We start from the raw sequence: 14,623 nt of genomic DNA on the forward strand, positions 1-14,623 counted from the left end.
TGCTGCGCTGCGCCACTCCTGTACAATTCGGCCTGTTTCAACCGTTCCCAGCCAGAGCCGCCGCCATGTCAGAGCCCATCGACCTCTCGCAGATCGCCCCCACGCTGAAAGCAGAAATCCTCGCGGAGGCGCTGCCGTACATCCGCCGCTACCACGGCAAGACCGTGGTCATCAAATACGGCGGCAACGCGATGACGGAAGAGCGGCTCAAGCAGGGCTTCGCGCGCGACGTGATCCTGCTGAAACTGGTCGGCATCAACCCGGTGATCGTCCACGGCGGCGGTCCGCAGATCGATCACGCGCTGAAGAAGATCGGCAAGGCCGGCACCTTCATCCAGGGCATGCGCGTCACCGACGAAGAGACGATGGAAGTCGTCGAATGGGTGCTGGGCGGCGAAGTGCAGCAGGACATCGTGATGCTGATCAACCACTTCGGCGGTCACGCGGTGGGCCTCACGGGCAAGGACGGGGGCCTGATCCATGCGCGCAAGCTGCTGATGCCGGATCGCGACAACCCGGGCCAGTACATCGACATCGGCCAGGTCGGCGAAGTCGAGGCGATCAACCCGGCAGTCGTGAAGGCGCTGCAGGACGACGCGTTCATCCCGGTGATCTCGCCGATCGGCTTCGGCGAGGACGGCCTGTCGTACAACATCAACGCAGACCTCGTCGCGGGCAAGCTGGCCACGGTGCTGAACGCCGAGAAGCTGCTGATGATGACCAACATCCCCGGCGTGATGGACAAGGACGGCAACCTGCTGACCGACCTCTCCGCACGCGAGATCGACGCGCTGTTCGAGGACGGCACGATCTCGGGCGGCATGCTGCCGAAGATTTCGTCGGCGCTCGACGCCGCGAAGAGCGGCGTGAAGTCGGTACACATCGTCGACGGCCGCATCGAGCACTCGGTGCTGCTGGAAATCCTGACCGAGCAGCCGTTCGGCACGATGATCCGCTCGCATTGAGCGCGCGCCGCCCGCCTGCCAGCCCCGGCCTGCCGGCGTCGCTGCGGCGCCGGCGCATCTCCCGCAGCCGGCCGCGCGCCGGCACGCCCGTGTGGCTGTTCGATCTCGACAATACGCTGCACCACGCGTCGCACGCGATCTTTCCCGAGATCAATCGTGCGATGACGCAATACATCATCGACGCGCTGCAGGTCGAGCGCGCCGAAGCCGACCGCCTGCGCATCGGCTACACCGAGCGCTACGGCGCCGCGCTGCTCGGCCTCACGCGCCATCATCCGATCGATCCTCACGATTTCCTGCGCGTGGTCCACACGTTTTCCGACCTGCCCGCGATGGTGCGCGCCGAGCGCGGCCTTGCGCGCATCGTCGCCGCGCTGCCGGGCCGCAAGCTGATCCTGACCAACGCGCCGGAAAACTATGCGCGCGCGGTGCTGCGCGAGCTGGGCATCGAGCGGCTGTTCGAGCGCGTGATCGCGATCGAGCACATGCGCGACCGCCGCACGTGGCGCGCGAAGCCCGACCCTGCGATGCTGCGCCGGACGCTGCGCGCCGCGCATGCGCGGCTCGCCGACGCGATCCTCGTCGAGGATACGCGCGGCCACCTGAAGCGCTACAAGCGTCTGGGCATCGGTACCGTATGGATCACCGGCCACCTGCCCGGTCATCTGCCGGCAACCGGACGCCCGCATTATGTCGACCAGCGCATTCGTTCGTTAAAATCGCTGCGACTGGGCACACGATCGGGGCGACAGAAATGCAGCCGACTTACCCGCAGGACCAAGCCGTAACGGAAGGCCAGGCCACACCCTCTCGCCCGCGCCCGAAGCCGGGCGAGCGCCGCGTGATGATCCTGCAGACGCTCGCCGCGATGCTCGAGGCCCCGAAACCCGAGAAAATCACGACCGCCGCGCTCGCGGCCCGGCTCGACGTGTCCGAAGCCGCGCTGTACCGGCACTTCACCAGCAAGGCGAAGATGTACGAAGGGCTGATCGAGTTCATCGAGCAGGCGCTCTTCGGGCTCGTCAACCAGATCGTCGCGAAGGAGCCGAACGGCGTGCTGCAGGCGCGCACGATCGCGCTGACGATGCTCAATTTCGCCGCGAAGAACCCGGGCATGACGCGCGTGCTGACCGGCGAGGCGCTGGTCGGCGAGGACGAGCGGCTGACCGAGCGCGTGAACCAGTTGCTCGACCGCATCGAGGCGACGGTCAAGCAATGCCTGCGGGTTGCGCGCACCGAGGCGAATGCGCCGCACGAGGGCGCGGCGCCGTTCGTGCTGCCGGCCGACTACGATCCCGGCGCCCGCGCGAGCCTGCTCGTCAGCTACGTGATCGGCCGGTGGCATCGATTCGCGAAAGGCGGGTTTCAGAAGCCGCCGGGCGAGCAGGCGGATGCCCATCTGAGGCTGATCCTGCAATAGGCGACGACGATGCGCGCCCGATGCCCGCCCGATACGCGGCTCGATACGCGGCTCGATACGCCGCACGGAGCGAGCGCCTCGTATCGGGTGGTACCGATGTGCGTCAATCGCCCGCGTGCGCGTAGGATGCGCGGAACACGAAGGCCTCCGCGGGTACCGCGTTCGCGTCGATCACCTCGAGGTCGACACGTGCGAGTGTGCGCTGCGACGCCAGCGCATCGAGCCAGTGCGAGGCGAGCCGCGGCAGCACGTGCTGCTCGATGAAGCCGATCAGCAGGCGCGCACCGGTTTCCTGGACGAGACAGCGCTCGACGATGTAGTCGAGCACCGCTGGCGCATAGCCGAACGCCACCGCGTGCCCGTCCGCCATGCGCGTCACTACACGATCCAGATGCAGCCGCACGATTTGCGCCAGCGCCGCCTGTGCGAGCGGCCTGTACGGCACCACGGTCACGCGGCCAAGGAACGCGGCCGGGAACGTTTTCAGCAATACCGGCCCGAGCGCCGCGCACAGCGCATCCGCGCGAGGCGCGAGCGTCTCGTCGGAACACAGGCTCGCGATCAGCTCGGAGCCCGTGTTGCTCGTCAGCAGGATCGTGGTGTTGCGGAAATCGATGTAGCGCCCGTCGCCGTCCTCCATGTAGCCCTTGTCGAACACCTGGAAGAACATTTCGTGCACGTCGGGATGCGCCTTCTCGATCTCGTCGAGCAACACCACCGAGTACGGCCGGCGCCGCACCGCCTCGGTCAGGACGCCGCCCTCGCCGTAACCGACGTAGCCGGGCGGCGCGCCCTTCAGCCCGGACACCGTGTGGGCTTCCTGATACTCGCTCATGTTGATCGTGATCAGGTTCTGCTCACCGCCGTACAGCGCTTCGGCCAGCGCCAGCGCCGTCTCGGTCTTGCCCACACCGGACGGGCCGGCCAGCATGAACACGCCCAGCGGTTTTTTCGGATCCGTCAGCCCTGCGCGCGCGGTCTGCACGCGCTCGCCGATCTGCTGCAGCGCGTCCGGCTGACCGATCACGCGCGCCGCGAGCGTGTCGGGCAGCGTGCGCACCGCGGCAACCTCGTCGGTGACCATCCGGCGCACCGGAATACCGGTCCAGTCCGACACGATCGCCGCGACGATCGCCTCGTTCACTTCCGGGAAAACGAACGCGGCCTCGCCCTGCCGATCCACGAGCGCACGCTCGAGCGCCTGCAGCCGGTCGGCCGACACGCTGTCGGCGGCCTCGCGCACCGCCTCTCGCGCGCTCAACAGCGCCTGCGCGGCCTCGGCCTGCGCGCGCCAGCGTGCATCGACGTTCGCCGCCTCGCGCTCCAGCTCGGCGATGCGCGCCTGCGTGCGGGCCAGCGCGTCCGCGTCGCCCAGGCCGATGCATCGCTCCTGGTCGAGCAGGTCGCATTCGACTTGCGCCGCCTGCAGGCGCTGGCGCACGTTCTGCAGCTCGCGCGGCGGCGCGTGCTGCGACAGCGCCACGCGCGCGCAAGCGGTGTCGAGCAGGCTGATCGCCTTGTCCGGCAGTTGCCGCGACGGGATGTACCGATGCGACAGCGTGACCGCAGCGCGAATCGCCTCGTCAAGCACCACGACGCCGTGATGCCGCGAGAATGTGCGCGCGAGCCCGCGCACCATGTCGATCGCCGCCGCCTCCTCGGGCTCCGGCACCTGGAGCACCTGGAAGCGCCGCGTCAGCGCCGGATCCTTTTCGATATGGCGCTTGTACTCGGCCCAGGTCGTCGCGCCGACCGTGCGCAGCGTGCCGCGCGCGAGCGCCGGCTTCAGCAGGTTTGCCGCGTCGCCCGTGCCGGCCTGGCCGCCCGCACCGATCAGCGTATGAATCTCGTCGACGAACAGGATGACGGGTACCGCCGACTTCGTTGCCGCCTCGAGCACGCCCTTCAGGCGTGCCTCGAATTCACCTTTCATGCTCGCGCCGGCGAGCAGCGCGCCGACGTCGAGACTCAGCAGACGCACGTCGGCCAGCTTCGGCGGCACGTCGCCGTCGACGATCGCGCGCGCGAGCCCCTCGACCACGGCCGTCTTGCCGACGCCCGCCTCGCCTGTCAGCAAAGGATTGTTTTGACGCCGCCGCAACAGGACATCGATCACCGTGCGGATCTCGAGTTCGCGGCCGACGACCGGATCGATCTCGCCGGCGCGCGCGCGCGCCGTCAAATCGCTGCAGTACTGCTCGAGCGGCGAGCCGCCGGCCCCCGCGGGCGCAAGCGCGCCGGCGGCCTCGCCGGGCACCGCGCCGCCGAAGTCGGTCCCGTCATACGGCGCATCCGCTGCCTCCGGCGAGCCGTCGATCCACGCGGGCAGCATCTCGCCGAGGTTCTCGACCGGGATCTTGCCGAACGCCGGAGAGATCGACAGCAGCACCCGGCGCAGTTCGGGCGTCCTGACCAGCGCGGCGACGAGCCATGCGCCGCGGATCCGGCGGTCGCCGAAATCCAGGGATGCCAGCACCCATGCGCGCTCGACGGCGGTTTCGACGTGATGGGAGAAATCGCTGATCGAACTCGCGCCGGCCGGCAGCGCGGCCAGCGCGCGCAGCACGTCCCGATCGAGTGCTTCTGAGTCGACGTCGCAGTGCCGGATGATCCGCTGGAGGTCGCCGTCGGGCGCCTGCAGCAGTTGATGCAGCCAATGCACCAGTTCGACGTAAGGATTGCCGCGCAGCTTGCAGAAAGTCGTGGCGGATTCGACGCTTCGGAACAGCGAATGCCCGAGTTTGCCGAATAAGGCCTGCCTTGAAATTGTCATGAGATCGATCTGGAAATAAGTCGCGCCGCAAGCAAGACCAACGTGAATACAGTCACGTCATCCGTCGCCGCGGATGCTAAATCAAAACCGCCAACATTACCTCCCACATCATTCATCGATCAATCGGACAAGTATTATTTTTTCATCCGCTTTTTCACGAAAAGGACCGCGCGCCTCCATCCCCGCGCGTTCGTCCCAAATTGCCTCGCAAGGCGCCCTGGCGGCTCACATCGCCGCCGCCACGGGCGTCCCGACATCCGTCGCGACTGCCACGCCGGCCCGACTTTCGAAGTCGTTGCACGAAATACGCCCCGTACATTTAGAACAATTCCGATATACCTCGAAACCGGCGCACGATAATATTCCCGCTCGAATCGTCGATCGCACCTTCATTCTCGCTTGTACGCCGGATTTATCTCGAATTAATCCGCAACGAAGCGCCCCTTTATCTCGAATTAATGAGGCACGTGCGCCATGCCGCTGCACCGATAAAACCCTCGCTTTTTACTGATCAACCGTTATGCCGAAAATGAGCAGGAACGCGGCCCGCGAGCCCGATTGCACGACGCCCGACCATCAGCCGGCCGATCCCGCGCCGCCGCCGTTCGCGAAGCTCGTCCGGCGGGGCGGCCGCGCGCCGCGCGCGCCGGTGCAGCACGCGCTCGGCCGGGACCGCTGCGCGTATTCGGCGTCGTCCGGCGAATTCGCCGCGGTGTCGGGCGATGCGAATCCGCTCACCGACCACGTGGTCTTCCTCATCGACGCCGATGGCCGCATCCAGTTCGAAAACCACTGCGAAACACTCGCCTGCCGCGTCGGCGCCACCCTGGTGCCGCGACATCGCGCATGTGAGGTTCGGCTCGGCGAGACGGTCACGGTCGGCGTCGACGAGTTGACCATCGGCCTGCCGTCCTCCGCCATCGCGCAGGACGACGCGCCGGCGCCCGTCGACCTGATCGCGCTGGGCAATGCGCTGCCGCGCAGCGAGCCGGCCGGGTTCGTCGATCTGACGGCGCTGGCGGACGCGAAATCGAACGGCGCGCACGGCGACGCGCCGCGCACCGTGCTGGACGAGGAACCGCTCGGCGTGGTCGCACCGGTCTCGCCCGATCTCGACAACGGCGATCCGCTCGACGCGCTGCTCGCAGAATACCGGCGGGCGCTGATTCACCGCGAGCGGTCCGCCGTGCACGCGATGAAGGAAATAGAGCAGCCGCAGATCGCGGTCCCGTTGCCGCCCGACCCGTTCCTCGATACCGAGCGCTATCGGACCGGCTCGCTGCTGAGCGATCTGCTGGACGCGCGCCAGCAAATCGATCGGGTGCTCGACGGCATGAACCCGTTCCTGTCCGACGAGTTGTTCGTCGACGACGCACGCCACGACGTCCTCCACCTGCTCGCGCCTGCGCAACGGCGGCGTCCGCACTTTCCGACGGCGGCGCTGCTCGCGCGTCGCGAGCATCACCTGATCAGCGTCGATAGCCATTTCCCGATGCTGACCACCTTCACCGACACTTCAACGACCGAACAACATGACGATGAACGCCCCTGATACCGCCACGCCAGCCACCGGCCGCCCAACGGTACAGAACCTGCAGCAGACCCAGTCGCTCGACGCGCTGAAAGAGCAAACCATCGAAGCGGTGCGGCGGCGACCGTCCGATCCGGCGGAACGCTGGCTGCTTTTCCAGTTGCTGTGCGTCTACGGCGACTGGGAACGCGCGCTCAAGCAGTTGCAGACCTGGGCGACGCTCGAGCCCGAGGGCACCGCGCGCGCGCAACTGCATCGCGGGCTCATCGAAAGCGAGATGTTTCGCGCCGAGGTATTCGCCGGCACGCGCACGCCCGGCTTCGTCGATGAAGCGGCGCCCGCGTGGGTCGAGCGGTTGCTGCAGGCGAATGCGCGTCTGGGCGCCGGCGACGTGGCGGGCGCCGACGCACTGCGCGAGTTCGCGCTCGACGCGGCGCCCGCGAGCCGGGGCGAAAGCGCCGAAATGGGCGACTTCGACTGGCTGACCGACAGCGACACGCGCCTCGGTCCGATCTGCGAAATGGCCGTGGCAGGTGGTTACCGGTGGATTCCGTTCGCCCATATCAAGTCGCTCACGCTCACCCCGATCGGCACGTTGACCGATCTCGTATGGCGCCCTGCCACGCTGATCCTGCGCGACGCGACGGTTCTCCGCGGCTACGTACCGACCCGCTACCCCGGCTCCGAGCACGGCCCGGCCACCATTCGGCTCGCGCGCGAAACCCGCTGGCAGGATCTCGGCGACACGAACGTGATCGCGCTCGGCCAAAAAACCTGGACGACCAACCGCGGCGACTGGGGTCTGCTCGATATCGGCGGCTGCCGCTTCACGGACGAAGACACCGATGGCACGTCATCCTGAAGACCCGCACCGGCCCGCGTACCTGCCGTCCCTGCTTGACCGGCTGCAGGACGACGCGCCGCACGCGCGCCACGAAACCGCCCGCGCGTATGCGCCGAACGGCGAAGGCATGCGCCGGATCATTCAACGCGATCTCGCGCTGCTGCTGAACTCGACCAATCTCGATGGCGAGCTGGACGCCGCGCGCTATCCGCAGGCCGCCGCGTCCGTCGTCAACTATGGCGTGCCGCCGTTGTCGGGAAGCTACCTGAGCGACCGCAACTGGGAAACGATCGAGACGCTCGTCAAGACCGCGATCGTCCGCTTCGAGCCGCGCCTGCTCGCGGATTCGATCGCGATTCGCCCCATCGCGGGGCGCGAAGCCGCCAGCTACAACAAGCTCGCGTTCGAGATTCGCGGGCTGATGCAATGGTCGCCGTACCCCCTCGAATTCCTGATCCAGAGCACCTTCGACATCGAATCGAACAAGGTGACGCTCGATCCTGGCGCTCGCATCGAACATTGATATGGATCCCAGATTTCTCGACCACTACAACCGCGAACTGACTTACATGCGCGAGCTGTCCGCGGAGTTCGCCGCGCAGCATCCGAAGATCGCCCGCCGCCTCGGCATGCACGGCATCGAGACAGCCGATCCTTACGTGGAGCGGATGATCGAGGCGTTCTGCTTCATGTCGGCCCGTACGCAGCTCAAGCTCGACGCGGAATTCCCGCGCTTCACGCAGCGCCTGCTCGAAGTCGTGTATCCGAACTACGTTGCGCCGACGCCGTCCATGGCCGTGGCGAAGCTGCGCCCGAGCCTGCGCGAAGGCAACTTCAGCAAGGGTTTCACGGTGCCGCGCCACAGCGTATTGCGCTCGTCGATCCCGCCGGGCGAGCGGACCGCGTGCGAGTTCCGCAGCGGCCATGAAATCACGCTTTGGCCGATCGAGATCGTCGACGCGAAGCTGACGGCCGTCCCGCCGGACCTTCCGGACCTGCAGCGCACACTGATGCCGCACATGCGGCTGCGCGGCGCGCTCCGGTTGCGGCTGCGCACGGTGGGCGAGATCAAGTTCTCGCAAATCACCGGGCTCGACAGGCTGTCGCTCTATATCGGCGGCGACGAACGGATCGCGTCGCATCTGTTCGAACTGATCCATGCCGGCGGCATCGCATCGGTCGTGCGCGCACACGGCGCCACCCGCGACGATTGCACGGTCGTCGCCAAGCATCCGGTCGATTTCGAAGGCCTTCGCCCCGACCAGAGCCTGTTGCCGCAAATGTGGAATACGTTCCACGGGCACAACCTGCTGCACGAGTACTTCACCTGCCGGCAACGCTTCTATTTCTTCGTGCTGACGCAGTTGCAGGCCGGCTTGTCCAGGATCGACGGCCAGGAAGCGGAAGTCGTGCTGCTGCTCGACCGACTGCCCGACGAACTGACGACACACGTCGATGCGTCGAGCTTTCAGTTGTTCTGCACGCCGATCGTCAACCTGTTTCCGCGGCGTACCGACCGGATCGAGATCAACCGCGCGCTGACCGCGTTCCACCTGATTCCGGACCGCAGCCGCCCGCTCGATTACGAAGTCTTCTCGGTGTCGCGCGTATTCGGCCAGAAAGCCGAAACGTCGACCGAGGTGACGTTCAATCCGCTGTACCAGACGCTACACAGCGACATCGGCAATTACGGGCGCTACTTTTCGATTCTGCGGGAGCCGCGCGCGATGTCGGCCAACGCGCGCAAATACGGCACCCGCAGCGAGTACGTCGGCACCGAAGTATTCGTGTCGCTCGTCGATCAGGCCGAAGCACCCTACGACGACGCGATCCGCTATCTGTCCGTCGACGCGTGGCTGACCAATCGCGACCTGCCGCGCCTGATTCCGCGCAACGGATTCAGCGACCTCACGATGCAGGACTCGGTGCCGATCGAGGGCGTGAGTCTCGTGCATCCGCCGAGCACGCCGCGCGAACCCTATGCGACGGGCGAGACGGCATGGCGGCTGATCCGCCAGTTGAGCTTCAACTACATGCCGCTCGCGGAGCTCGACCATCGCGACGGCGGCCAGGCGCTGCGCAACATGCTGCGGCTGTTCGTCGGGACGAGCGAGCACGAACAGCGCACGCAGATCGAGAGCCTCGTCGGGGCGCGCACCGAGCCGGTCGTCCGGCGCCTTCCGGATCACGGGCTGCTCGTCTACGGGCGTGGCGTGCGCTGCGAACTGACGGTCGACGAGACCGGCTTTTCCGGAGTGAGCCCCTATCTGTTCGGCCTCGTGCTCGAGCAATACCTGGCCCGACACGTATCGATCAATGTCTTCACCGAGACGGAGCTGCGCTCGATGCAGCGCGGCCTCGTGACACGCTGGAAACCGCGCATGGGCGGGCGGGGGGCCGTGTAAGCGATGGACGCATTCGACTCGGTGCCGGTCAACGACGGCTCGCCGCTGCATCCCGATTCACTGCGCGCGTGGTTCGACGAGCACACGCCGTGGCAGGCCGGCTTCCTCAGCCTGCTGCGCGCGATCAGCGCGCGCGACACCGTCCAGCCGCTGCCCGGCACGGCGCGTTTGCCGCGGCAGGAACCCTTCCGCGTCGGCCAGCAACCGTCGATGGCGTTCGCGCCGCGCGAAATCGCGGCGCTCGGCGTGCAGGGCGGACGGCTCGACGTCCGGCTCTTCGGGCTTGGACTGTGGGGTCCGCAGGGCCCGCTGCCGCTCCACATGACGGAACTGGCGTACAGCCGTGCGGAGAGCCATCAGGACAAGACGCTCATTGCATTCGCCAACCTGTTCCATCATCGGGCGCTCACGCTGTTCTACCGGGCGTGGGCGTCGGCACAGGCGACCGTCTCGCTCGACCGGCCGTCGCAGGAAACCTTCTCGTTCTATATCGGCAGCCTGATGGGCACCGATCCGGACGAAGCCGCGCGTACGCACCCGCCGCCGCATGCGCGCTATGCGGCCTCGGCGCACCTGGTGCGCGAGGCGCGCAATCCGGACGGCCTGGCGGCAACGCTGTCCCATTACTTCGGCGTACCGGTGGCCGTCGACGAGTTCGTGCCGCACTGGATTCAGATCACCGGCCCCGAGCGCTGCCTGCTCGGCGCGCCCGCACCGTCGACGATCATGGGCGAGGGTGCGCTGCTGGGCGACATGATCCCCGACTGCCAGCACAAGTTCCGTCTCGTGATCGGGCCGCTCGATCTCGACCAGTACCTGCGTCTCACGCCGCATGGCGACGATCTCCCGACGCTGGTCGACTGGGTCCGCGCGTTCGTCGGTCTCGAATACGACTGGGAAATCAAGCTGCTGGTCAAGCCGCGTGCCGCGCCGCCGGCGCGCGCCGACAGCTCGCACCGGCTCGGCTATTCGACCTGGCTCGGCCAATCGCTGGACGACAAACCGGTGGTCGGCATGGTGTTCGAGCCCGAGAAATACTGCGATCAACTGGAGAATCCGGCATGAATGCTCCCGCACACGACCCGCTCGCGCGCTACATCGACCTGCTCGAACCCGTATCGGCCGACGATCCATGCGGCCCCGATCTCGAATACGACCCGGCCTTCGTGATGCTGCAAGCGGCCGTCGCACCACGCACGGATGCGCAATACGGCGATTTCGTCGATGCGCCGCAGCAGGCGAACTGGGCCGAAGCCGAGCGCGACTGCCGCGCGCTGCTGCTACGCACGAAGGACCTGCGGCTGCTCACGATCCTGACCCGCTGCCGGATCCGCCAAAGCGGCGCCGAAGGGCTGCGCGACGGCATCGCGGTACTGCTGCAGATGCTCGAGCGCTACGGCGAGGCGTTGCATCCGATGCCGGTGCTCGACGGCGAGCGCGATCCGATCGTCTACTCGAACGCGATCGCCGCGCTCGCCGACGCCGACGCGGCACTGGCTGACGCCCGCGACATCCGGCTGCCGAAAACCGCCGGTCTGCAACTGCAGTTGCGCGACATCGAGAAGGCGTTCGCGGTCCCGCGCGCGAAGGACGCGCTCGCGCCGGAATCGGCGAGCCGGCTGCTCGGTGAACTGTGGAACCGGCGCGACGCCGCGATCGTCGCACTGGCGGATGCGCAACGCGCCGTCGCCGAGATCGTCGCGCTGACACGCGACACGTTGCAGGCCGATGCGCCCGATCTCGACGGTATCGTGAAACTGCTGCAGCCGTTCGCGCGGACGGCCCTCGACGCGGGCCGCGCACCGGTTGCCGCCGGTCCGTCCGATGCGCCGGTGGAGCCGGCTTCGGCACCGGAGGCGACGGCGAGCCCGCCGACCGAAGCGGCGCCGCACGAAGCCGGCGCCGCGGCCCGGACCACGCAAGACGCGCGGCCGATGGATCGCTGGAGCGCGCTCGCGACGATTCAGGAAACGCGCCTGTGGTTCGAGCAAAACGAGCCGAGCAGCCCCGTCGTCGTGCTGCTCCGGCAATCCGAACGCATGGTCGGCAAGCGCTTCTCGGAGCTGGCGAACGTGATCCCTGCCGAGCTTCTCGCGCAATGGGACGCCGTCGACATCTGAGCGCCTCGCCCTCTCATCGTCTTCAGCGCATTCAAATGATGAAAAAAGCCCGATTTATCCTTGCTGCCGCGTGCCTGCTGTCCGCGTCGCCGGCCGTGCTGGCGGCGTGTCGGCCCGTTACTCAAGCGGAGTCGGAGCGGTGGACCGAAACACGGCCCATGCCGAACCAGATATTGACGACGTTCAATATCAGCTTTCCGGCCGGGGTCGTCGACGTCGACCCCGATCTGCCGATCGGCAGCCCGCTCGTCAGCGGTGAGTCCGCTCCGACGCCCGAGATGATTTTCATCGCCTGCGATCCGCCGACCGGCACGATCAATGTGGAGTTCATCACGCCTCCCAAGCTTTCGTCGCTCGGCGGCAAGATTTACGATACCAACGTGCCAGGAGTCGGGTTTCGGCTCAACTACGTTCGCGCCAGCGGCAGCACCAGCGTCGTGCCTTACACGAACAACTGGAAGGAAAATCCGTCCACCCCGGGCACGCAGCCGGTCAACTACGGCAACGGCGCAAAATACAGGATCGATCTGGTCAAGACCAGCAACGACATCCCGAGCTTTTCGACGACGAGCTTCGGCCATGTCGCCCGAACCTATGGCGACGGCAATCCCGGTGTGGCCGTCACCAACATCTACTCCGGCAACGTGTCGCTCCGGGTGTTGCCGAGCTGCCGCGTCGACAGCAGCACGCTGAACATCGACTTCGGGCAGTTCGGCCCCTATGACGTTTCGCAGACAACCGGCCCGACGCGCCCCGTGAACTTCCGGGTGCTCTGCTCGGGCCCGACGCCCCCGGCGTCGATCACCGCCACGCTCAGCGCGCCTCGGGACTCGGACAACCCCGCGCTGATCCAGAATACCGGCGCCCAGCACCTCGCGATCCGTCTGCGCGACAAAACGACCGGCACCCTGCTCAAGCCCGGCGACGCGAGCAGCATGCTCGTTCAGAAGCCGGGCGGCGCGATGGAGTCAGGTTTCGATCTCGAAGCCACCGTGCTGCGCGTCGGCAACCAGCCGCCCACCACGGGCAAGATCGACGCGACTTCGGTCATCACGCTGAACATTCTCTAACTTTTCCAACGGGATTCACGAAACCCGACTCATCGACCATGGAACGCACCATTTTCGTCCAGATCGCCAGCTATCGCGATCCGCAGTTGATCCCGACGCTGCTCGACCTGATCGAGCGCGCCACCCGACCCGACCAGCTCCGCGTCGTCGTGTGCTGGCAGCACGCACTGGACGAGACCATCGGCGCCTTCTTCGCGCACGGCTTCTCGCGTTGGCATGCGTGCCACGATGGCGCGTTCCCGACTCATACGCTCTCCTATCGAGACGCCACCGTCGAGCTGATCGACGTGCCCCATCGGCAATCCCAGGGCGCGTGCTGGGCACGCAATCTGATCCAGCAACAGTACCGCGACGAACGCTACACGTTGCAGCTCGACTCTCACCACTACTTCGTCGACGCGTGGGACGATCAGGCCATCGCGATGCTCGAGTCGCTGCGCCCGCGCAGCGCGAAGCCGCTCCTTACCACCTACCTGCCCGGCTTCCAGCCCGGCGCGCAGCGCGACACGCTCGCGCATACGCCGACCGGCCTGTATTTCCAGCGCTTCATGCCGGAAGGCGTGCTGTCGCTTCGTTCCGGCTGGCTCGATAACTGGCAAGCGTTGGAGGCGCCTGTCCCGGGCGCGTTCTACAGCGCTCACTTCGCTTTTGCGGACGGGCATTTCGCCGTCGATGTGCGGCATGATCCGAACTACTTCTTTCTGGGCGAGGAAATCTCGATCGCCGCTCGTGCGTTCACGCACGGCTACGATATCTACATCCCGCATCGCGTGTTGGCGTGGCACGAATACACGCGCGCCAGCCGAGTCAAGATATGGGACGACCACACGCCCGAGGCGCAAGCCAGCGGCCTCGTCGCGGAGAACTGGCATGTCCGCAACGACCGTTCCCTGGAGCGAAACCGGGCGCTGCTCGGCGTGGATGGCGCGTCGTCCGACGGCATCGATTTCGGGCCGTACGGCCTCGGGGTCGAGCGCACGCTCGCACAATACGAAGCCTACGCAGGCATCAGCTTCGCGCACCGCGGCGTGCGCCGGGAAACGCTCGATGGCTTACCGCCGAATTCCGATACGCCGGTTTGCACATCCGATGAGGAATACAAGGCCACGCTGCTGCGCGCCCACGACTTCCGCGTCTGGGCGCATCGGGCCCGGTTCACGGATATCCTGCCGCAGCTCGATCATTTCCGCATGAACGCCCATGCGCAGGACGGGACGGTGATTCACCGCGGCGAAATGCTCGATGCCGGCAAGTTTCACAAGCACATCAAGCGTGAATGGTTCGACATGCATCTGTACTTCGCCACCGGATTCGAACAAGTCCCCGACCACTACACGATCGAATTATTCGACCGCGACGGCACCCTGCTGCGCGCACTCCAGCGCTCGATCTGATCCGCTGCGGCGTGAAGCATGGCCGCAATACCGGCCGGTGCAGGGAAAACGCCGTCTGCTTCACCGAAATGAAACGGGGGGCCGACCGCCCCCCACCTGAT

12 protein-coding genes are annotated in these 14,623 nt (G+C 66.7%); 11 read left to right on the top strand and 1 reads right to left on the bottom strand.

All coding sequences use genetic code 11. From position 1 onward, the window contains the following. The first annotated feature begins 65 nt into the window (after positions 1-65). Genes argB through slmA form a run of 3 tightly spaced genes read left to right on the top strand, consistent with a single transcriptional unit; the run spans position 66 to position 2,385 of the window. Positions 66-965 carry an acetylglutamate kinase gene (argB, locus tag CFB35_RS16305; protein ID WP_006490510.1) on the top strand — a complete coding sequence of 300 codons (900 nt, stop codon included), beginning with the start codon at positions 66-68 and terminating at the stop codon, positions 963-965. Next, positions 962-1,753 carry a pyrimidine 5'-nucleotidase gene (locus tag CFB35_RS16310; protein ID WP_059584005.1) on the top strand — a complete coding sequence of 264 codons (792 nt, stop codon included), beginning with the start codon at positions 962-964 and terminating at the stop codon, positions 1,751-1,753. The genes argB and CFB35_RS16310 overlap by 4 nt, the downstream gene beginning before the upstream one ends. Beyond that, a complete protein-coding gene (slmA, locus tag CFB35_RS16315; RefSeq protein WP_059584006.1) occupies positions 1,720-2,385 on the top strand; it encodes a nucleoid occlusion factor SlmA in 666 nt (221 codons plus the stop codon). Before CFB35_RS16310 ends, slmA begins: the two co-directional genes overlap by 34 nt. Before the next feature lie 103 nt (positions 2,386-2,488). On the opposite strand, the gene tssH is transcribed toward slmA, so the two are convergent. Then, positions 2,489-5,158, bottom strand: a complete 2,670-nt coding sequence (gene tssH, locus CFB35_RS16320) for a type VI secretion system ATPase TssH (RefSeq protein ID WP_059584008.1) — start codon at positions 5,156-5,158, stop codon at positions 2,489-2,491. 520 nt (positions 5,159-5,678) lie between these two features. Between tssH and CFB35_RS16325 the strand changes: the two genes are divergently transcribed. Genes CFB35_RS16325 through CFB35_RS16360 form a run of 8 tightly spaced genes read left to right on the top strand, consistent with a single transcriptional unit; the run spans position 5,679 to position 14,522 of the window. After that, the gene (locus CFB35_RS16325) at positions 5,679-6,710 is read left to right on the top strand and encodes a TagK domain-containing protein (RefSeq protein ID WP_081066427.1); all 1,032 of its coding nucleotides are present in this window, start codon (positions 5,679-5,681) and stop codon (positions 6,708-6,710) included. Next, complete coding sequence (locus tag CFB35_RS16330) at positions 6,697-7,551, top strand: type VI secretion system accessory protein TagJ (protein ID WP_373453011.1); 855 nt, start codon at positions 6,697-6,699, stop codon at positions 7,549-7,551. The genes CFB35_RS16325 and CFB35_RS16330 overlap by 14 nt, the downstream gene beginning before the upstream one ends. Next, complete coding sequence (gene tssE / locus CFB35_RS16335) at positions 7,535-8,056, top strand: type VI secretion system baseplate subunit TssE (protein WP_059584011.1); 522 nt, start codon at positions 7,535-7,537, stop codon at positions 8,054-8,056. Before CFB35_RS16330 ends, tssE begins: the two co-directional genes overlap by 17 nt. Position 8,057: 1 nt before the next feature. Beyond that, the gene (tssF, locus tag CFB35_RS16340; protein WP_059584013.1) at positions 8,058-9,938 is read left to right on the top strand and encodes a type VI secretion system baseplate subunit TssF; all 1,881 of its coding nucleotides are present in this window, start codon (positions 8,058-8,060) and stop codon (positions 9,936-9,938) included. 3 nt (positions 9,939-9,941) lie between these two features. Beyond that, on the top strand, positions 9,942-11,003 hold the full coding sequence (gene tssG, locus CFB35_RS16345; RefSeq protein ID WP_059584015.1) for a type VI secretion system baseplate subunit TssG: 1,062 nt from the start codon (positions 9,942-9,944) through the stop codon (positions 11,001-11,003). Further along, positions 11,000-12,058, top strand: a complete 1,059-nt coding sequence (locus CFB35_RS16350; RefSeq protein WP_059584017.1) for an ImpA family type VI secretion system protein — start codon at positions 11,000-11,002, stop codon at positions 12,056-12,058. The genes tssG and CFB35_RS16350 overlap by 4 nt, the downstream gene beginning before the upstream one ends. 35 nt (positions 12,059-12,093) lie before the next feature. Continuing rightward, positions 12,094-13,128: a fimbrial protein gene (locus tag CFB35_RS16355; RefSeq protein ID WP_059584019.1), complete on the top strand. Its 1,035-nt coding sequence runs from the start codon at positions 12,094-12,096 to the stop codon at positions 13,126-13,128. Positions 13,129-13,166: 38 nt separating this feature from the next. Further along, entirely contained in the window at positions 13,167-14,522 is a 1,356-nt protein-coding gene (locus tag CFB35_RS16360) for a GlcNAc-transferase family protein (protein WP_059584020.1), read from the top strand. The last annotated feature ends 101 nt before the right edge of the window (positions 14,523-14,623 follow it).

The sequence above is a fragment of the Burkholderia sp. AU16482 genome, assembly GCF_002223285.1.
GTDB classification, from domain to species: Bacteria; Pseudomonadota; Gammaproteobacteria; order Burkholderiales; family Burkholderiaceae; genus Burkholderia; species Burkholderia semiarida.